The organism is Herbinix hemicellulosilytica (assembly GCF_002904165.1).
GTDB classification, from domain to species: Bacteria; Bacillota; Clostridia; order Lachnospirales; family Lachnospiraceae; genus Mobilitalea; species Mobilitalea hemicellulosilytica.
The window spans coordinates 207751-229594 of sequence record NZ_CVTD020000010.1 but is presented as its reverse complement, the minus strand read 5'-3'; the positions used below and the strand labels follow the sequence as shown (position 1 = coordinate 229594).

General features: G+C 36.6%; 16 protein-coding genes. 2 read left to right on the top strand and 14 right to left on the bottom strand.

What is annotated here, in order from left to right:
• Positions 1-57 precede the first annotated feature (57 nt).
• The 6 genes from HHT355_RS04445 to HHT355_RS04420 form a co-directional block, all read right to left on the bottom strand.
• On the bottom strand, positions 58-750 hold the full coding sequence (locus HHT355_RS04445) for a tyrosine-protein phosphatase (protein ID WP_103202212.1): 693 nt from the start codon (positions 748-750) through the stop codon (positions 58-60).
• Positions 743-2158, bottom strand: a complete 1416-nt coding sequence (locus tag HHT355_RS04440; RefSeq protein ID WP_103202211.1) for a polysaccharide biosynthesis tyrosine autokinase — start codon at positions 2156-2158, stop codon at positions 743-745. The genes HHT355_RS04445 and HHT355_RS04440 overlap by 8 nt, the downstream gene beginning before the upstream one ends.
• Positions 2159-2372: 214 nt before the next feature.
• Entirely contained in the window at positions 2373-2822 is a 450-nt protein-coding gene (locus tag HHT355_RS04435) for a staygreen family protein (RefSeq protein WP_103202210.1), read from the bottom strand.
• 336 nt (positions 2823-3158) lie between these two features.
• Complete coding sequence (cysK, locus tag HHT355_RS04430; protein ID WP_103202209.1) at positions 3159-4091, bottom strand: cysteine synthase A; 933 nt, start codon at positions 4089-4091, stop codon at positions 3159-3161.
• 141 nt (positions 4092-4232) lie between these two features.
• Positions 4233-5762 (bottom strand): nitrogenase component 1, encoded by a 1530-nt coding sequence (locus HHT355_RS04425; protein WP_103202208.1) that lies wholly within the window; start codon positions 5760-5762, stop codon positions 4233-4235.
• A 20-nt stretch (positions 5763-5782) separates the two neighbouring features.
• On the bottom strand, positions 5783-7117 hold the full coding sequence (locus HHT355_RS04420) for a nitrogenase component 1 (protein ID WP_103202207.1): 1335 nt from the start codon (positions 7115-7117) through the stop codon (positions 5783-5785).
• A gap of 492 nt (positions 7118-7609) precedes the next feature.
• On the opposite strand from HHT355_RS04420, the gene HHT355_RS04415 reads away from it, so the two are divergent.
• Positions 7610-8710, top strand: a complete 1101-nt coding sequence (locus tag HHT355_RS04415; protein ID WP_158245885.1) for a response regulator transcription factor — start codon at positions 7610-7612, stop codon at positions 8708-8710.
• A gap of 221 nt (positions 8711-8931) precedes the next feature.
• On the opposite strand, the gene HHT355_RS04410 is transcribed toward HHT355_RS04415, so the two are convergent.
• The 6 genes from HHT355_RS04410 to HHT355_RS04385 form a co-directional block, all read right to left on the bottom strand.
• Positions 8932-10083 carry an ABC transporter substrate-binding protein gene (locus HHT355_RS04410; RefSeq protein ID WP_103202205.1) on the bottom strand — a complete coding sequence of 384 codons (1152 nt, stop codon included), beginning with the start codon at positions 10081-10083 and terminating at the stop codon, positions 8932-8934.
• A 173-nt stretch (positions 10084-10256) separates the two neighbouring features.
• On the bottom strand, positions 10257-11069 hold the full coding sequence (locus HHT355_RS04405) for an ABC transporter ATP-binding protein (RefSeq protein WP_103202204.1): 813 nt from the start codon (positions 11067-11069) through the stop codon (positions 10257-10259).
• A complete protein-coding gene (locus HHT355_RS04400; RefSeq protein ID WP_158245884.1) occupies positions 11063-12094 on the bottom strand; it encodes an ABC transporter permease in 1032 nt (343 codons plus the stop codon). The genes HHT355_RS04405 and HHT355_RS04400 overlap by 7 nt, the downstream gene beginning before the upstream one ends.
• Before the next feature lie 426 nt (positions 12095-12520).
• Positions 12521-14422, bottom strand: a complete 1902-nt coding sequence (locus HHT355_RS04395) for an ABC transporter ATP-binding protein (protein WP_242967537.1) — start codon at positions 14420-14422, stop codon at positions 12521-12523.
• Between the two features lies 1 nt (position 14423).
• Positions 14424-16157, bottom strand: coding sequence for an ABC transporter ATP-binding protein (locus tag HHT355_RS04390; RefSeq protein WP_103202201.1), 1734 nt, complete (start codon positions 16155-16157; stop codon positions 14424-14426).
• A gap of 204 nt (positions 16158-16361) precedes the next feature.
• The gene (locus tag HHT355_RS04385) at positions 16362-16973 is read right to left on the bottom strand and encodes a hypothetical protein (RefSeq protein ID WP_103202200.1); all 612 of its coding nucleotides are present in this window, start codon (positions 16971-16973) and stop codon (positions 16362-16364) included.
• Between the two features lie 303 nt (positions 16974-17276).
• Here HHT355_RS04385 and HHT355_RS04380 point away from each other — a divergent pair, with 303 nt between their 5' ends.
• Positions 17277-18581: a helix-turn-helix domain-containing protein gene (locus HHT355_RS04380; protein ID WP_103202199.1), complete on the top strand. Its 1305-nt coding sequence runs from the start codon at positions 17277-17279 to the stop codon at positions 18579-18581.
• 240 nt (positions 18582-18821) lie between these two features.
• On the opposite strand, the gene HHT355_RS04375 is transcribed toward HHT355_RS04380, so the two are convergent.
• On the bottom strand, positions 18822-20561 hold the full coding sequence (locus HHT355_RS04375) for a thiamine pyrophosphate-binding protein (protein WP_103202198.1): 1740 nt from the start codon (positions 20559-20561) through the stop codon (positions 18822-18824).
• Positions 20562-20633: 72 nt separating this feature from the next.
• Positions 20634-21695 carry an NAD-dependent epimerase/dehydratase family protein gene (locus HHT355_RS04370; protein ID WP_103202197.1) on the bottom strand — a complete coding sequence of 354 codons (1062 nt, stop codon included), beginning with the start codon at positions 21693-21695 and terminating at the stop codon, positions 20634-20636.
• Positions 21696-21844 lie beyond the last annotated feature (149 nt).

Genomic DNA, 21844 nt, shown 5'->3' with positions numbered 1-21844 from the left:
CAAATAAAACCGATTTTCAAAATACACTTTATTATATTCCGATCCACCTATAACGGTTCATCTGATATCGATACCTTTTACGATCATGGAAGAATTCCTTATCAACCTGTCACAGTATTGATTACCTATTTTGCTGCCAATAACATCCAGGGCCGTTTTTATTCTAGGAGGTCTGGTTTTTATGTCATGGCAGTCACTTCCCAGAACATCTATAAGTCCTGTACGGATAAGGCTTAGTGCCCGCCTTTTAATTCTTTTGTCAAGTAAGGACGATACATTAAGCTGCATTATGCAGCCAATTTCCTTTAATCTTTTTATGTCTCTCTTTCCTGCTGCCGGATATCTTTCGATGTGAGCTATAATTGGTATAATGCAGAAATGAATCGTCAGTCTTTCTATGGTTTCAAAAATATTTTTATCCCATTTCTTTATATATGGCAGCTCTAAAAGCAGATAATCGGTATTTTCCACGGTTAAAAAATCCAAATTGCTGTTATGAAACAAATATTCATGCAGATATGTTTCGCTGGCGCTATACAGTTGAATTTTTGATTCGAATATAAGGTTTAATGCTTCTTTCCTTCTGTTTACAAACTCATTTATATCCATAAGATAGGGGTAATAATGGGGAGTACATACGGCACCGGCTACCCCCTGCTCATGAAGAAGCTCTGTAAGTTTTAAGCTTTCATCAATGTTCTTGGCCCCGTCGTCAATACCCGGCAGTATATGAGTATGAATATCAATCATTGTTTCTTTGATAATAATAGTAGCTTGATTTTGACTTATTTTCCTGTGTTAGCGCAGATCCGTTCAATACAAAGCCGAGTATATTGCCGCCAATCAATTCGTACTTGTTGAGTGCCGTTTCGACATGAGGATAAGTAGTGCTTTTTTCCCTGACTACCATTAATACCCCATCCACCATCTTTGCCAGGCTTAATGCATCGGCAACCAAATTAACAGGAGCCGTATCAATGATTATATAGTCATAATTCTGTTCCAACTTCTTAATAAGTTCTTCCATCTGTATACTGGATAATAACTCTGTGGGATTTGGTGCAATTGAACCGCATGGGATAATCTGCAGATTATTATATGATGTGTATTGTATTGTCTCTTTTTCAGTATTCATACCTGACAGCAGATTAGTAACACCGGGAGTGCTGTTTAGGTTGAACGGTACATGAAGTCTTCCTTTTCTTAAATCACAGTCTATCAATAAAACTCTGGCCCCGGTTTTGGCAAGAGCTATGGCAATATTTGTACATGTAGTACTCTTTCCGTCTCTTGGATTCGGGCTGTTAACCAATATTTTTTTACAACCGTTTTTTCTTATTGTATAAAGTAAATTGGTCCTTAAAGCCTTATAAGCTTCATTAACAAGGAAATTTGCTTCTTGATTTTTTACCTGATTAAATTCAACTTTATCTTTTATTATTTCATTCAGCCTATTTTTAAAGGGAAGTTTTTGCATTAAAAGATACCTCTTTGGCATTTTGACACCAAAATCAGGTATAACGCCCAGAATTGGTATTTGATATCTTTTGGTCAGGTCTTCCTTGCTTTTAATTTTCACGTCTATCAGTTCCCAAAAGAACGATATAGCTATGGCAAGAACTAAACCTGCCACTGCCCCCAGTATTGTATTTAAATATATATTGGGTCCCGACGGCCCTGCAGGGTATACTACAGGATCTACAACGCTTATTTTTGAATTTTCTTTAATATTTGCGATAAGCTGCGGGGCTATTTTCTGCATAGCTTCAACAAGAGTATAGGCATCATCTGCACTATTGGAACTTAACGTAATTTGAAAAATTTCCGTATCGTTAACCGAACTTATCTGCGTCATGGCTTTTAACTGCTGCACTGAATAATTTAGGCCTGTAGCCTCCAAAACCTGTCTGTAAAATGTATTTGTCCGAAGTAAATTAACATATGTTGAAACCACTTTCTGGGCATAATTTAGTTCGTTAATATTTCCGGAGGAATTATCATTGGTATTTACACAAAATTGAACTGAAGCAGTATAAACCGGGTCCTTAATAAACTTATTATAGACATAAGACATTATGGCACAAAAAAAGGTACATGCTATGATAAAAATTAATCTTTTATATATAATCCCAAGAACATCTTTTATGCTTAACTCCATGTAAGGCAATTCCCCCTGTATGACAATCAGTAAAACAGACTGTCAAAAAATATCATCATGATATGATATGTTGCCTATTGATAAATTGTGAAAGTAAGGGCTTTAGAAGAATATCACAATAAAATATCAAATAAAAACATATGATTAAATATAAAAAGCTGCCGATTTGCAATTTCTTATTTTACAAATACGACAGCTTACTAAGTTCTGCTGTTTATAGCCCAAGTTGTTCGAAACTTCCCCAGTATTCAAAACTAAGGTACTGTGGATTTTGAGAATCAAAATAGATCCAGATTGGAGCTTTCTTTAAATATAAATAATTATCAAAAAAGTTTTTATCTCCATAGTAAATTGCCTTAAGTGCCAAAGGCAACTCACGCCGAAAAATTTCATTACGCTTAGCAGATATCGATTGGTCTGTTTGCCCGTTTATATATACATAGACATATAGATAGGGGTACCCTTCATGCCCTTTCCATTCCGCCAATACCTCATCCCTCATATAGCCAACTTTATCATAAGCATACTCCCTGCCTATAGTAAGAAATAATTCCCCGGTCTGATCGGAATGGGTCAGGGTATATTTTCTGTTATATAAAGGTTCATATTGGGTTACGCTGTCCCTGTATTCAACTAAAAGATTGCTTTGATTAAAACTGTTCAATAGTCACAGCTCCATAAATCATTTATTGTATTTTTTATATATGATTTACTTATAAATTTGTGCCATTATACAATCTTAATATACGGTAAGCAAAAGCTATTATATAACATAAACCATAATCAATTCATAGCAATTGAGCTTTCATCCAGTTTAAGTTAGAAGGGATTTATAAAAATTTAATTTACACCATCATAAAAAAAGAACATCTGGAGTGTTATGTGCGTCATAGGCTAATTCTTGCAACCTATAATAACGCATAAACATTAACCAGATGTTCTTTTGCCAATGTAAAAACCAAATTGTCATTTGGTTATGGTCTATATTTCCCTACATTCATTATCCCCAAAATAATTCCGTAGTCAAATACCTCTCACCTTTATCGGGAAGAATGGCTACTATAGTTTTTCCTTCGTTTTCTTCTTTATTTGCCAGCTTTGTTGCGGCATGAAGGGCTGCACCGGATGATATACCGACAAGTATTCCTTCTGTTACGGCGATTACACGGCTTGCTTTATATGCTTCTTCATCGTTTACCGTAATAATTTCATCGTAAATACTTGTATTTAGAATTTCCGGAATGAATCCCGCACCTATACCCTGTATTTTATGGCTACCCGCATATCCTTTTGACAAAACCGGTGAAGAAGCAGGCTCTACCGCCACCACTTTTATATCAGGATTTTTTGATTTTAAGTATTCACCTGCGCCTGTTATAGTTCCTCCGGTCCCCACACCCGCGACAAAAATATCAACTTTCCCGTCCGTATCTTCCCATATCTCCACTCCTGTTGTTCTCCTGTGGATATCCGGATTGGCAGGATTGGTAAACTGGCTTAAAATATACGAACCCTCAATTTCCCTGTTAAGCTCATAAGCTTTTTCTATGGCCCCTTTCATGCCTTTTTTACCGTCTGTTAGAACAAGCTCCGCCCCATAAGCCCGAAGGATTTTTCTTCTTTCAATACTCATAGTTTCAGGCATTACCAGTATAGCCCGATATTGCCTGGCGGCTGCTACTGCTGCAATACCTATGCCTGTATTTCCGCTTGTCGGTTCAATCAGGGTGGCTCCCGGCTTTAGAATTCCTCTTTTTTCAGCATCCTCTACCATGGCAAATGCAATTCTGTCTTTAACGCTTCCCGCCGGATTAAAATATTCCAGTTTTACAATAATTTTGGCTTTCAAATTATAAAATTTTTCATAGTTTACAACTTCCAATAGCGGGGTTTTTCCAATTAATTGCAGAATACTTGTTTTTACATTTGCCATAGCTTTCCTCCGAAAGATTAATTAAATCCATCTATAAGTTTAAAACTAAACTTTTCTTGAACTATACAAAATAAATATTTTTCGGTCAATAGAATATATTTGCATGATAGCGGAAAATTTTTATTAAAATTAAAACATAAATCAGAACAATGCTCCTCTTACTATATTCTTTTTAGGGTATGTTTGCATCCATTCATCCGACAAAGGAAGTTCGGTATTTTGACTTATATTTTTTGAAAAAATGGTATTTTTCAGGGCCCTTGCTGCCCTTCTTGCCAGTTCATAAGCTCCTGAATAACCCATATAGTTAATGGTGGTTCCAAACAACGGAATGTTTGGTATACCAAGCTTGGTTACCCATCCGTTGGCGCCGATATGGCCGATATAAATATCAGGTTTCAGGCGCTTTAGCAAATTAAGTTCCTCTGCCGGTTGGCCTGCGGCAACTTCAACCGGAAGATGCGGGTTATCAATTTCATCAAGCAGATACTGGACAAATCTGTCTAAATTGTGGGATTTTATTCCCACAATCTCCATGCCGATGCTGCGGTAAAAATCTGCCGTCGTAAGTATTCTGGTTTCACCGCCGCCTACAAAAGCTCTCTTGCCTTTTAATACTTTAACAAACGGTTCTATGGCTTTAATTAACTCCCTGGTTTCCTCTTCTATTAATTCTTCTACTTCTTTTTCCAAATGAAAATGTCCGGCAATCTTACGTAGCCACCTGTTGGTACAATTTATTCCTATAGGCAGCACATCCAGAACATACTCCGTTCCGTATCTTTCCTTTAAATGCCCAAGCATGTAATCATCATGAGTTGCGCATATGCTTACATTAAGCGCAGCCTCTCCCAGACGGTCCAGATCATAAACTGAAGCATGAAGCGGGACAATTCTTGGAATCAGGCCCAACTTTTTAATCAGTCTTGATAATTCCAGTTCATCTTTATGGCTGTTTGAACCTACGTTAAAAATATTTACGGTCTTACTGATACGTTCCTTGCTTTCATATTCGGTTTCTGTACCAGATTCATCAGTATCTTTCGGTTCACGGATAAGGTATTTTAAGATGCCGTGATTGGCCGCATCATATCCTGAGGAAACAAAACGGCTTTTAAAGCCCTCACAATGAACCGGTACAAGTCTTGCAGATACTTTAGGTTGCAATTCCCTTACAAGGCCGTCGACATCATCGCCTATAACCCCGGGAACACAGCCGTTCATTATTGCTATTACTTCCGGCTGATACTCTTTATCTGCATAAAGGATTGCCCGTCTTAACTTTTCTATACCTCCGTTAACAACATCAAGTTCATCCAGATTGGTATGAATAAAAGTCTGGTTTTCCGTCTTAAGTCCTCTTGAAGCACGGCTTATATTTCTTACTCCTGCCATACCCGCAAGGTTTGAGCAGCAGCCCAAAGGCGAATGAATGATAGTAACAATATTTGAAATGGTATTAATTATACCCATAGCAAGCATTAGTTGACATCCGCCGCTTTGCGAAAACTTTCTGTTTAAAGCCTGGGCACATCCCTTTCTGAAATCCTCCTTTAGTCCTGAGCAGCAACCGAAATATGCGGTACAACCGCCTATTCTCTCATCCCTTACAGGAGGTTCGTCTACAGACAAGTAATCATATTTTAAATCCCCTGTCAATAAATTTGCCATACTTAACCACCCTTTCTAATCTACCTGGCACTTACAAGTTCGGATAATAAATCCTCTGTCAATGTCAAAGCTCCTCTAAAGCCTGCATATCCTTTATTAAGTACAACCCTGTTACTTACTGGAAAAGCTACTGACAAAAACCCTGTCCCGTATTTCTTTGCCAGGCCCCTTTCCACAACACTTCCTATAATAAACATCGGTTCCGGCCGATCATGGTATTTTGAGTCCGTCTGCTCTTTAAAAATTAAATCGAGCTTCTTTTCAATTAATCCTGATTTACTTTCAAATAAAATTTCCGGTTTTGTATAAGAAGTAAGTCTGTCAAACTTATTTTTATATTCTTCCTGCAGCTTATCATCTTCAATATCATTAACAGCCACAAAATAAGGTATCCATCCCAATTCTTCCGACACAAACTCTGTTAAAGGATATGCATAATAACTGTCTGCAACTATGACTGCATACCTTTGGAAATCAAGATCGGATGCGGCATCCACTATTCTTTCAAGATAAGAATAAAAATACTTTTTTTCATCTTTCACCACCCGGTCTATAATCTCTTTTTCAATTCCCAAAGCTTCTCCGATAAGTTTTAAGAATTTTTCCGTTGCTTTTGGGCCGATAGGCAGGTCCGTAGTAATGTAAGGTATCTTATGTACATTCTCAAAAGCCTTTGCCGCAAGCTGTCCTGCGGTTTCTGACAGGACTACCGTAAGTTTGGCTCTGCCGTAGGTTTTTATCTTTTCAATACTTTCTCCGTCACCGAAAAAGGTATTTGCCCTGATACCAATTCTTTTTAATAGATCTGTCAAATGTTCAATGTTACCTTTAAAAAATACGTCATGTCCAGGTACTATTCCAATAAGATTTATTGTTTTTTCTTCTTTCTCATCCGTTTTTTCAACTACCTCTTTTATTAAGGTACATAATACTTCGTCATATCCCCGCAAGGTATTGCCCTTAAAGCCCGGAGTGCTTACTCCTATAACATTATTTTCCCTGTATTTTAAAGCTACACCTACCGCATCATCGCCTATCAGTTCCGTCTGACATCCTGTTACTACGATATATAAATCGCCTTTTATATATCTGATTGTAGATTCTATCTGTCCCGCAAGTTTTTCCTCTCCGCCAAATACAATATGGCTTTGGGTAATATTTGAAGTAGGAATCATATTTCCGCCGCAATATCCTGTTCCCCTGTAGCCTGAAGACAGATTATATGTGTTGGAAAGTGCTGCCGCACAGCCGCCTGAAGCATGAACAATAGGTATTGCCTTTGGTATGGCAGTTATTGTGGTAATAGCACCGCCCAAGGCACATGAAAATTTTGAACGTTCTATAAAATCACTCAAATCCTTTTCCTCCTTTTATTTTTAATTATAGATTATTGGTTATTTGCTCTACTTTTTTCGTATTTTCCAACGTAGAAAAATATAGTATTAATCCTTCAGTGGCAATCGCTCCCAGGATACGGATTTCCGGTGTGTTATCACAGGTAACTGTTGCAAGAAGGATTTCTTTGTGCTTTTTATGTAGTCTTCTATTTGTTTCCTTGTTAATGCCATTTTCAACCTCTTTTCTTAAAATTTTAAATTATATTTATATTTACGCTTCATACTGTATCAGTCAATTGCTTCGGTCATAATTCCAAACTTTGTAAGTTAGTTAACAAACTTTTTTTAGAGTAATTAATAAATTTGGTTAAAAGCCAAATATTTTCTTATTTCTTCTAAGAAAAATCCATTGATTTATGCTTAGCTTGTTATAAAATAGAAATCTATATATATGATTTCCAATTCTATATGTTAAAATATCATCATAAAATAACGAGGGGTGGATGCTTGATGTACAAGGTCTTGATTGTCGAGCCGCAGGAATTTGCCTTAAAAGCCTTGCTAAACCTTCCTGTCTGGGGAAAGGGGCCGGACGGGTTTGTCTGTACGGATACGGCAACCAACGGCGAAGAAGCGCTCACCCTCTTAAAAACTAAAAAGTATGACCTTGTTCTGACAGAAATAAATCTTTCTATTTATGACGGATTACAATTGCTGAAGCTAATTCACAGGGAAAATGAAGAACCTCTTTTTGTGTTTGTCAGTGACATCGTATCTTTCTCTTATGCAAGAGAAAGTTTTATATATGGAGCCTTTGATTATCTGCCCAAGCCTGTAAGCAAGGAAAATATGCAGGCATTATTTGAACGGGCGGCCGAGAGATTAAAAAGACAAAAAAGATTACAGGCTTCTGCTTCTACACTTAGCACGGAGTTTAATTCTTTATTGACTAAGGGACAGATTGCAAAACTGTTAAGCAAATTTTCCCGCAAAGACGAAACTGTCCTTGAAATGTTTCGAAAAGTTATGATTTCTTTATGTAAATCATCAGTTTTGGCTCAATCCCATGACATCCTGTTAAGCCGGCTTTTTGCTGTTATTGTTGAAGCTATATTTTCAAAACACGAATGGTTGTCTTTGTATATTTCTCAGAATTTTCATAAAAGGCTAGACTATTTGGTTTTGCATGATACCAATAATTATGTTGATTATTATCAGAGAAAGTTTACCGGCTTGTTTCAGCTGTATTGCCAGCTCAACCCGGATTTTAAGGATGAAACCTTAAAAAAGATCCATTTGTACATATTGCAGCACCCTGAAGAAGATCTAAAGCTGACTTCCATAGCTAAAAAGTTTTATATTAACCATTCGTACCTAAGCAATCTGTTTAGCAAAAAATCAAGCATCAGGTATTCTAAACTTATTACTTTGGTTAAATTAAAAAGGGCGGAATATTTGCTTACTTATACCGACCTTCCCATAATAGACATAGCCTATAAGCTTGGCTATAAAGACGTAAATTACTTTAATCAGATTTTTAAAAAAGTGATAGGAAAATCACCTTCCGATTATGACAGGGAAGAAAACAGCTTCTATGATTACATCATCTGAATCAATTATTAAGTTATTAAAACCGATAAACCCAAATTGATTTGTTTTAATATATGAAGCAAAATCTTTTTGCTAAAAATCTAAATCATTTTTAAATGAAAGTTCAGTACAGATACCATGAAATCATGGTATCTGTTTTTCTGAACATATATAGAGAACAGGAAACGGCAAATTTATTATTCCAATATCAATTCTTTATATTAATGCGGACTTTTATTCTGCTAATTATCCTTCTTTATAAATTGATAAGGGTCTTTCGGTGCCTGGATATTGGTTATATCAAGTCCGTCCGCAACTCCTTCCACAAAAACATAGCTATTTTCGGCAAGTTGCGTTTCGTCCGTATCCTCTTTTAAAAGGCCCAAAACTTTTGCATCCTTAAAATTTCTGTATATAGCTTCTCTTAAACTGGTTAAAGATGTCGGAAATTGATAGGTACGAAGCAGTTTTTTATTTACTTCCAGTTCTCCCAGAGCATAACCCTGAGCTATCTGAATCTCAGCCGCCAAATCGGTATTTTCCGAGATCCATATGGATGCTTTCTGGATAGCCGTAAGTATTTTTGCCAATCTTTCAGAATCTTCTTCTATTATTTTTGTTCTGGCAAAGAGTACACAGCAATTCTCATCTTTTACCCTTACGTCTGTGGATGTATCAAAAATAATTCTTACTCCTTCTTCTCTCTCCATAATCTTTGCTTTATAATCACCTAAAGCTATAACGTCTACAGCTCTGTTAAGCAATGCCTGCTGTATCGAATCGGAGTCATACACCACAAACTCCACATCATCGGCAGTCATCCCCTCAAAATGCAAGGCCCTAAGAGCCGCTATATGATTGGATGAAGAAAGCTGGTTTACACCGATAGTCTTTCCCTTTAAATCGGCTATTGATTTAATGTCACTGTCACCTAAAGTTACAAGAGTTATACAGCCGGTATGAAGCCCCAATACTGCCTTGGCTTCCAGCCCATTATCAAGAGGTTGAAGCATACCCGCAATCAGCCCCGTAACCAGGTCAGCCTTATCTGTTGAAATAAGTACAGCTCCTGTTTCACTGCCGCTGTCGACAAATACATAATCTTCCCCTTCAACCAGGCCTTCGGCTTCATAAAAGCCCAATAAATAAGCAAGCTGTGTCTGAACCATGCAGGTCCCTTCAAAAGTATTAACAATACGTATTGGGTCCTTCTTTTTTGCAGCCTTTTTTTCTTCATCAACAGAAAGCTCATTTACTTGTGTATCTATCTTTTTCACCTTAGCGTTATTGCTGTCACTTGTTTTATTGGAGGATTCTTTTGTCCCATTGCAGCCGGATAAAATCACAGCCACCAAGATAATAGCTACAAAAATAGGCGTAAGTTTTATTTTCATTTATACTTTCCCCTTTCTATGCATTTGCCTAAATCTAATATGGAAAATTTAGCTTAACCAGCACATATCTCTGGTCGGGCTATGAAGGTATAAAGTAGTAACTTTCTAAGCACGGATACTTTAGTATTTATCTCTTTTCTTTAATTATTTTTAAGTTCATGCTCTATTAAGCTTTATATATTATACTCAGGCTGAATTTCTTTCCCTGTAAAATTAAGTACTCTTAGTATCTTCGATCGCAGATTGAGAAAATCCGCACTGTCCCTTTTTCTTCCGTATTTTTTATTCCTGCCTATATCCACCGGTATAATAGTTTCTATTTTTGCCGGCCTTGGTGTCATGACAAAAATCCGGTCGCTTAAGTATACAGCCTCATCCACATCATGGGTCACCATAATCATTGTGGTGCCCCGTTCTTTCCAGATTCTAAGAAGTTCGTCCTGCATATTCATTCTGGTAAAGGCATCAAGGGCGCCAAAGGGCTCATCAAGAAGCAGGACTTTAGGATTGTTCACCAAAGCCCTGGCTAAGCCTACCCGTTGCTGCATTCCTCCCGATAACTGGTGTGGTAAGGCTTTTTCAAAGCCTTCCAGCTTAACCAGGCGGATAAATTCCCTTACTTCTTTCTTCCTTTCCTTATAAATATGCCTGACTTTAAGTCCGAAGGCGATGTTATCGTATATATTCAGCCAGGGAAAAAGGGTCGGGTCCTGAAAAACCAGGCCTCTTTCATGGCCAGGTTTAGTTATTTTTTCTCCGTCCAGAAAAATTTCTCCTTCGGTGGGTGTTATCAAACCTGCAATTAACCTTAAAAATGTAGATTTACCGCAGCCTGAAGGCCCTATCAGGCAGATAAATTCCCCCGGATATATATCCACATTTACATTGTCAAGGGCAACAACCCTTTCTCCTTTTGTATCCGTAAATTCTTTTCTGACATTTCTTACAGATATAGCTCCCGTTGATTTATAAGCAGCTTCTACCATTTTACTATGCCCTCCTGCCATGATAATAATTTGTCCCTGATTCTAAACTGTAATGTAACCAACACGTAGCAGAATACTGCAATGATAATCAGTCCCGCATACACATTGGCGTAAGCAAGCATCTGTTTCTGCCAGTTGACATACCAACCAAGGCCAGACTTGCATCCGATCATCTCTGCTGCCATCAGGGCAACAAAGGAAGAACAGGTGGCATTGAAAAAGCCCATAAAAATGGTAGGTGCGGCGGCAGGAAGCGCTATTTTAAACAGATTGTGCCTGTCTCTAGCTCCCAGAGTTGAAGCCACTTCAAAGTAAGCCTTGTTTACCGATTTTATGCCAGAACAGGTTAAAACCGTTATCTGAAACCACACGCCAAATGCTATTAAAAAGACTGCTGCCGATTTTGCATTCGGAAAAATTACCAGGGCCAAAGGAGTCCAGGTTGATGACGGTATAGGCCCTAAGATCCTTATAATAGGAAAAATCCAGTAATTACACCTTTTACTCCAGCCGATGGCTATACCACATATCATTCCAAGGCAAAAACCTATAAAGATCCCTTTTACCAATAACATAAAGGAACTTCCTATACAGGTAAGCAAAAGTTTTGTATCATCAAAAAACACTTCAAAAATTCTAGCTATGCTGGGAAAATATATCTGAGGAAGGAGTAACAGTTTGGCGGTAATTATATTTAAGAAAGTCAAAAAAATGTACACTCCGGTAAGAAAATATCCTCTGTATCCGTATCTGTCCCTAATTTTTTTAATGAATAACGACAGTACGGTAAAGAGTACCGCTGCAAAAAGAGAGATATACAGAAAATATCGATAATGCATTAGTTCAGGATGTTTCAGATTTTTATGGTTTGGAATAAAGACATCTGTAATAATGGCTATTAATACCGAGGTTACCGGAAGAACTGTTCTAAAATCAAATGCAAGCTTGCCTTTTAAAGCAGATAAAATATTTAATCCTTTTAGTTTAAAATCTCTCGTTTTTGATGCTGCCTTATTTATTTCCATTCTATAGGCCATCTCCTTTTATCTGATTTTTAATTAATCTGATTCCATAAGTGATTTACAAAGGCCTATACAGCAACACATCAGGCTTTTTCTCATGACTTACACTTCCTTTCTTCTTGATATCCTAAAAGTTTCCTGATATGATTCTGTAAATTTATGTTATTATATATAAACTTAAATCCGTTAAGTCAACAAAACGGCCTTACTTTCCAAACTTTGTAACGGCTATTGAAAATATTGTCACGGGATTTAAACTTTTTGAAATAAATCAAAAAATCCTCAGATATAAAATTTATATAACGATAAAAGTTACTGTTTCTAAAAAAAATAAGCAGCCTTACGGCTGCTTTTGATAAAATTATATTTATTTTTGCATTTTAACATGGTATATTATTGCTTTTTCTTCTTTACTTCTTCCGGTCGTTCTTACTCCAACTCAAAAGCCCCTGTATACAGCTGATAATACTGGCCTTTCTTTTGTATCAGTTCTTCATGGCTGCCCTTTTCTATGATGCGGCCATGGTCAAGAACAATGATAACATCGGAGTTTTTGACCGTAGACAACCTATGGGCAATTACGAATACCGTTCTTCCTTCCATCAAGGCATCCATACCCCGCTGTACAATAGCCTCGGTTCTGGTATCAATTGATGAAGTGGCTTCGTCAAGAATCATAACCGGTGGATCGGCTACTGCGGCTCTTGCTATGGAAATTAACTGACGCTGGCCTTGGGACAGATTAGCCCCATTTTCCGTTAGCATTGTATTGTACCCGTCAGGCAGGCGGCGGATGAAATCGTCCGCACCGGCAAGTTTTGCTGCCGCAATACATTCTTCATCGGTTGCATCCAGCCTTCCGTAACGGATATTATCCATTACCGTACCGGTAAAGAGGTTGGTATCCTGAAGAACCATACCTATTGCCCTGCGAAGATCCGGTTTTTTTATTTTGTTAATATTTATACCGTCGTAACGGATTTTCCCGTCCGCTATATCATAAAAACGGTTAAGCAGGTTAGTAATTGTGGTTTTTCCGGCACCTGTCGCACCGACAAATGCCACCTTTTGACCGGGTTTTGCATAAAGGCTAACATCATTTAAGACAGGTTTTCCCGGTTCGTATTCAAAGTCAACGTTATACATTCTTACATCCCCGGCCAATTTGGTATATGTTACGGTACCGTCACCATGAGGATGCTTCCAGGCCCAAAGGCCGGTCCTTTCCTTGGATTCTACTAACTGACCGTTTTCTTCCCTAACATTTACCAAAGATACATAGCCGTTATCCTGTTCGGGCTCTTCATCAATCAAGTCATAGATTCTTTTGGCACCGGCAAGTCCCATAACTATGGCATTGGTCTGGTGGGATACCTGATTTATATTTCCTGCAAACTGCTTCGTCATATTTAGGAAAGGTACAACTATACTAATTTGTAATGCCTTGCCGGATATGCTTAAATTTGGAACCCCCAATGTCAACAAAATACCACCGGTTATTGCAACTATAACATATAATACATTTCCTACGTTATTTAGAATCGGTCCTAAAATATTGGCATATCTGTTGGCTGCCCTTGCGTCGTTAAATAAAGCTTCATTTATCTTATCAAAATCAGCTTTGCTTTCATTCTCATGACAGAAAACCTTGATTACTTTCTGTCCGTTCATCATTTCTTCCGCAAAGCCTTCCAGCCGTCCCAGGGCTTTTTGCTGCTTTATAAAATATTTTGCAGAGCCACCTCCGACTTTTCTTGTAATAAAAAGCATTACGATTACTCCGGTAACGACAACCAAAGTTAGCCAAAAGCAATAATATAGCATAATGCTAAATACTGTTAAAACCGTCACGCCGGATATCAAAAGCTGTGGAATACTTTGAGAAATAAGCTGCCGTAATGTATCTATATCGTTGGTATAATAGCTCATGATATCTCCGTGGTTATTGGTATCTACATACTTTATTGGCAAAGTCTGCATTTTATTAAACATTTTTATACGAAATTTCTTTAGCGTGCCCTGATTTATAATAGCCATCAACTGGTTATATAATATATTGCTGAGAATAGATAGTACATAAAACACAGCCAGTATAGCAACAAAATATAAAATTCTTCCTTTAACGGCATTCCATACACCGGTCTGCCAATTCTGCTCTACAATAGCTATTATATTTTGCATAAAAACAGCCGGTATCGAACTGATTGTAGCATTAAATATAATGCATATAACGGCAAGCGGAAACTTAACCGGATGAAATTTATATATGTCTTTTAACAAGCGTATGACAATTGATTTTTTATTCCCGATAATGTTCGTTTTCGTCTTCATTTTATTCACCTGCCTTGTTCTGGGAATAATATACTTCCCGGTAAATATCATTTTCCGCCATAAGCTGCTTGTGGGTACCGATTCCGTTAATTGTTCCCCCATCCATTACTATTATTCTATCAGCATCCTGAACGGAAGCAATTCTCTGGGCAATTATAATCTTTGTTGTCTCAGGCATATATTCCCGCAGTGCTTTTCGAATTTTTGCATCCGTTCTGGTATCCACAGCACTGGTCGAATCATCCAAAATCAGTATCTTAGGCTTTTTAAGCAATGCCCTTGCTATGCAAAGACGCTGTTTCTGACCGCCGGAAAGATTTGCTCCCCCCTGTTCAACGTAGGTGTCATATCCGTCCGGGAATCGACTTATAAATTCATCGGCACAGGCCAGTTTACATGCCTCAATCAGTTCTTCATCTGTAGCTTCTTTATTACCCCAGCGTAAATTTTCTTTAATAGTTCCTGAAAATAACGTGTTCTTCTGCAAAACAACTGCAACCTGATTGCGTAGAGAATCTAAATCATAATTTTTAACATCTATGCCACCAACCTTAACAACGCCGACGGTTGCATCATACAGGCGGGGTATCAACTGAACAAGGGTAGATTTAGAAGAACCTGTACCGCCTATAATTCCTATTGTTTCTCCTGATTTAATATTTAGGTTAATATTTTCCAAAGCCATTCTTTCCGCTTTTTCGGAATATTTAAAACTGACATTTTCAAAGGTTATGGAACCGTCTTTTACCGTATAAACAGGGTTTTCGGGATTGGTTAAGGTACTTTTTTCACTGATTACCTCAACGATACGTTTTGCCGATTCGCCTGCCATAGTAATCATGACAAAAATCATGGAAACCATCATAAGGCTGCTTAGTATCATAAAACTGTAGGTAAGTATTGCGGAAAACTGACCTATATTAAAGTCCAGGCCCAGGCTGGTTATGATGGTATATGAACCGAAAGAAAGTACAAAAATCATTACGGTGTATATACAAAACTGCATAAGAGGCCCGTTAAGCGCTAAAATACGTTCAGCCCTTGTAAAGTCCGCACAGACATCTTCCGCTGCCGCTTCAAACTTCTTTTGCTCATATTCCTCCCGGACAAAGGACTTTACGACTCTCATTCCTTTTATATTTTCTTGGATTGATTTATTAAGGGCATCGTATTTTTTAAATACTTTTCTAAACAAGGGAACTGTTTTGGAAATAACTATTCCCAGGCCGGTTGCAAGAATCGGTACGACAACAAGAAATATCCATGCCATCCTTCCGCCCATCACAAAAGCCATTACAAAAGCAAAAATCAGCATCAACGGGGCTCTGATAGCAGTCCTTATTATCATCAGAAATGCATTCTGCACATTCATAACATCGGTTGTCATGCGTGTAATAAGAGATGAGGTCTGAAACTTATCTATATTCTCAAAAGAATAATTTTGAATACTATAGAACATTTCCTTTCTTAAATTCTTCGCAAATCCACAGGCTGCAGTTGCACTGGTGTTACCTGCGATTGCCCCGCACAGTAAAGACATAAATGCCAGAATTATCAGTAAAATCCCGTATTTAGTAATTGTTCTCAAATCACTTCCGCTTTTGATTTCATTAACTAAAGTAGCTGTTAAAAAAGGGATTATACATTCAATAATAACCTCAAATATAATAAGTATCGGAGTTATAATTGAATGTTTTTTGTACTCGCCAACACTTTTAGCCAAGATTTTAATCATATAATCCGTCCTTTCGTAAAAAAAAGAGTATTGCCCATCCGGTGATGCGACAAACTCCACTTTTGATGCTTTTTTTGCAAATCCGTTAGCAAAAGTATCAAATATAATAATATGAAGCTACCACCTAAATAATGGCAGTAGCTGTCCGGGCTTAAGATATTAATATATAATACCAAAACAGATTCTTCTTGTCAAACTGTAATATTATGCTATTTTTTTATTTACCAGTATATGAGCAAGTTCTTCGTACTTATCAATTAAATGGGGCGGACTCCATTCAGGACTCTTGCATATAAATATATACTCAAATTTATCATTAAATATAGATTTAATATCTGTTGTATGTTCAAAAGGAAATATGCCTTCAAGGCTGTAAAGCTGAGAATCTTCCCTTCTGATCCATTTTATTTTAGTATCAGGCCTGTCTTCTATAACTCTTCTTAACCAATTACCGCAGTTGTATATGTCTTCTCCCCTGTAATAATGGTAGTAATCATGATGAAAATCTATGTTGACAATATATAATTGTTTATTTATCGGTATCCTATTTATTAATTTCTTAATATCTTTATGGGTATCAGACTTATGTATATTGTCTTTAGATATCTTTAGATTCTGCAGAAAGCTTTTTAAAAGATAAAATTCTTTTATTACTCCTATTTCTTTCAGTTTTGGATATTTTTTATATCTTTCTTCCCACATTAGTGCAAGTTTATCTTTTGGAATTTCGTCACTTCCGTCAGGGAAGTAAATATCTCTTTCTTTTATACAGACATCCAAAAAGTAATCAAAATCAATACTTAATATACCAACCATAATATCTCCTCCAATACGTAAGACCATATTGTGCCAGAGAATTTTATGTTGCTTTATTTAATTATAAACATATTGATGCACTAATTTCCAGACTTAATTGCATTTCACTCTTAAATTATTTGCTTATTTTACCCTGTAATTTGTTATGTTAAAATATTTGCATAATTTCAGTAGAAGGCAATAATCAGATATATATTACAATAACCCAGTGTTTCGCTTTACCTTTACATAATCGCAATGCAGGAAATGTTTTTATATAAGTTATATTGTATACTGAAATCACCGTACGGAAGGAGGCATACCATGCATTACCCGGAAATAATTAAAACAGCGCTGAAATATATAGAAGAAAATCTTAAGACAGAAATAACAGCTGAAGAACTGGCAAAGATGGCCAATTATTCGACGTACCATTATTACAGATTATTTTCTTCTGTAATGGGTTCTTCGATTGCCGATTACATTTTAAAACGGCGCCTGGATCATGCCCTTGCAGAAATAGCCGGCGGCCGCAAGGCAATAGACGTTGTGCTTGAATACGGTTTTGATACTTATGCAGGTTTTTATAAAGCATTTGTAAAAATGTATGGTTGCTCTCCGAAAAAATATTTAAGCATATATCAAAAACATACGCCTAAAAAACCGGAGGTGAACAGAATGTATACAGAAAAAGAACTACGTTTAGTGTTAGATAACTGGGATATCGAAAAAAATCTTCCCATTAAAGATGTCTATATTTCGGATGGGGCTAAAATTTCGGGAAAGATATGGGCTGTTGGCGACGATTATTTTCTTAAAACCGAAAACCGGGAACATATATTAAAAAACATTAAGATATCAAAAGAATTGAATAAACAAGGCTATTCATCCTCCCTGCCAATATTGACTAAAGATGGAAAAGAATATCCGGACGGTAAGGAAATTTTTATTCTTACCCGCGGTATAAAGGGGAACCCCTTACCCAGAGCTAAAAAATTCGGTGATGACCGAATCAGATTCGGCGAAAAGTACGGAATAAGCATAGCACGGCTGCACCAGGCCTTAAAAGCCATACAAAAAGATATATCTCCGGATGAGGTAAATCTCTTCAAAAATATAACCGAATGGGCCTTACCCAGTATCAGACGGCAAAATATTCAATGGACTATGGGTATAGATGAAAGCTTTTTTGACGATTTTATCGAAACTTTCGGAAAGCTATACGAGAAACTTCCAAAACAACTTATACACAGAGATCCAAATCCCAGCAATATTTTGTTTGACGGCGATGAAGTAAGCGGTTTTATTGATTTTGACTTAAGCGAAATAAATATCCGCCTGTGGGATGTATGCTATTGTGCTACAGGAATTTTATCCGAAGGTACAGACGAAGCATACGAAAAGTGGCTTGATATACTTGGCGGAATCCTTCGCGGTTATGACCTTGAAGCCAAAATGACTAAAGAGGAAAAACAGGCTGTATTCTATGTAATCTGCTCCATCCAAATGATATGCATTGCATATTTTGAAAGCATTGAAAACTTAAAGGAACTGGCTAAAATAAACCGTCAAATGTTTGTTTATATTATACAAAACAAATCAAATATAATGAATTTATTTAAGCAATAAAAGGTTCTAATAAATGTAACTGCATCTCCTAAATAAAACAACTCAATCTAATTTTCATATCCTTGAGGACATCATTTTATTTATATACAAGCAACACATAGATACTTGCTTTTACATACAAATATAAACTATGGCAAAAAAAGAGGCTTTCTGTCTATTTTAAAAGTCAGAAAGCCTAATCGGTACGCCCAGTAAAACTGCATCTGAAAACATGCCAAACCGGGCCATGTTCATCACGTATTAAAATGATAAATATCTTTTTATCTTTTTTATATTTTCCTCCCCAAGTATATTTTTTACGGTTTTTTTAATATCCGATTTGGCATCAGAATCAAGAGATGTTATAATCTCCAAGGCCTTGCTCTCATATTCGTAATTTGTAAATACCTCAAAAACAATTGGCTTATCAAGCATTTCTTCGGTTATAAACCGCTTGTAAACCTGAATAAATTCTTTCTTGTTTGATGCCGCAAGATATTCAAAACCAAGGCTTTCACAGTAATTCTTAACCAATGTTTTTGACTTATTACCGAAATGGCCTGCCCCTGCAATATATTCATTTGCTTCTATTCCGAATGCTGCTGCCGGATGATTAAAATTCTTAAATTCAGTTCCAATACCGTTATTAACTAAAAGTATTCTTATGTTTTTTCCTACATGTTTATTTCCTAAAGAATTCATATCGTAAAAAAAGGCCAAATCCCCTACTATACCGAAATACAATCTGTTTTTGTCGGCCAAAGAAGCTCCGATTAATGATGAAACACATCCGTCTATGCCAAATCCTCCGACATTGGCATATGAATCTATAGTTTCATGCAGCGGGAAAAAGTTCCATGACCTTAAGCTGTTTAGTATTCCAAAATGAATAACGGAATTTTGGGGCAGTTTATCATGAAGCTTTTTTGCAATCCACAGATTAGAAAACGGTAAAGATGGTATCTTTTTATATAATTGATTAAGGTGATTTTTCCACTTTATTAAATATTGTGTATTTACTTTGTTCTTCTTTGTATAATGTTTAAAGAATTCTTCTTCAGGCATTTCAAAAACATATTTTAACTTACCGAATGTATCCCTAAGTTCCCCGTCCCTGCTTACTCTCCATACTTGTTTTCCGACAATTCTGTTTGCTGAATAATCTCCGGAAATTTCACCAATATGTATGAGCAAATCAGGCCTTAACTCATTATAAGATATAAATCTTTGGGATGAGCTAAGGGAATGAACAATACTAAACCTTCCTTTGTATCCGCTGGTATGGTCGCAGAAAACAACAGCATTGTTAGATTCACAAAAATCTTCAAGAGCCTTTATTTCATTCTGAGTCATTTTGGCATGGGAGCCTACAAACACAGCTACTTTGCCCGCAGGTATAGGAGGAGAATACTTTAAGTCTGTAATTCTTCGTATAACCCTGACTTTAGGCAATTCTCTTATATTGTACGAACGGCTGTAGCCGGTTTCCAAATTTATATGAACCGGCCCTCCGCCATGCCTGCTAAGTTCCAAAATTGCATTGTTGGCTTTTATCTCACAGTTCCACCAATCATTGTCGTCTTTAACCAGGGGTAAATGAACACTATATCTTACTATGTCTTTAGGTCTGCCGCTTCGGTCTATAATCTGTGGAATATTATGTCCTACTTTTGAGGCAACCTGAGTAGACGTAACTGCAAGTATAGGAAGTTTACGATAATATGCTTCCGTAAGACCTGACATGTAATTTCTAGACGCGGTAGCCCCAGTACAGCTTAAGACTACCGGTTCTCCTGTTTCTGACGCAAGTCCGCAGGCCATATAAGCTGCAGAACGTTCATCTATAGATGAATATATTTCAAAAAAAGGATCATTTTGCAGGCTTTTAACAAAAGTAATATTAGTTGTGCCCGGCGATGCAATTACTTTTCTTATACCGTGGCCTTTTAGCAAAGCAATCAGTATCAGCACATTTTTTTCGTCCGTATAATGTGCAGTCAAAATATCACCCGCCCGATTTTAAATAAATTATCCTATTGATGTTTAAAACCAAATATTTAATTAATATAAATTTCATATTACTTTCAGATACCTGTACAATAAATATTTTAACTTTTGCTTATATCCGTTTATTTCACTTAATGGAGTTCTTTCTCCTGTATAGCGGTCCTTTATAGCTTCAAGTTTCCAATTAATTTTTCCAAACCTTGGCTCAGATAAAAATTCATTTAAGCATTTTCTTAAGCCTTCCCGAACATGAATAAAATCTTTTGTATTGATATACTTGTTTATTTTGCTGCAATTAAACTTTCTGTCAAAAAGCCGGTCATAAATAATTTGATATTTTCCCTCATTCCATTTTAGAAATGTTTCCAGATCCTGATAAATAACTTTTGGCCTGTATCCCAGCTTTTCTTCAAGCGTATCAAGATAAATATCAAGTATCTCACTCCATTTAACGGTATAATCGCATGTTATATTATAAATCTCTCCTAAAGTATCCGTATTTCCTACTAATGATGCAATCCCTTTGGCCACATCCAAACCATAGGTCAAAGTAGTAAGTCTATTATTAATATCCTTTGAAAATACGATTGTTCTTCCTTTTAATGCCCGATAAAGCCAGTGTTCTTTTTCAAAGTTTCCCAATTGGAGCCTGCTTTCACTGTATGTAATATAAGGCCGTATAATAACCCAGTTTCTCTTGTGGGCTGATCTTAACATATTTTCCTCACGGGCTTTTGACAGGGCATATTCATCGGTTGATAAATAAACTTCATCTGTAGAACTGTCCAAAAGCCTTAATGACTCTTCGGTTATTGCCTCTTTATTCTTTTCATAAACTCTTGCCGAACTTAAGAATATATATTGGGAAGTGAAATTTAAAAGTAAACCTACCCGCTGTGAAAATTCATTGGTGGTATAATTCATAAAATCTACGATTGTATCCCAGTTTTCTCTCAAAACGGATATTAAAAAATCAGTATTCTTTGCATTTCCCTGTCTATATTCAATCAATCCTTTTGATTCATGAGGTTTTCTGGATGTAACGACAACCGTATGGCCCATTTCTGCCAGAACATTAGCAAGATGAGTTCCTATAGCACCGGTTCCGCCTATCAGCAAAATTCTCATAATATATCCTTACCACATCATAAAATCTTCCATATATTATATGCACTCTAAAAATAGCTGTGAGAAAACTGTAGGTAGTAAATATAGGCTTTTTAACCTGTAGTCAATACTGAAAAACGAAAAACTTTATTGACTGTTTTATGAATTTT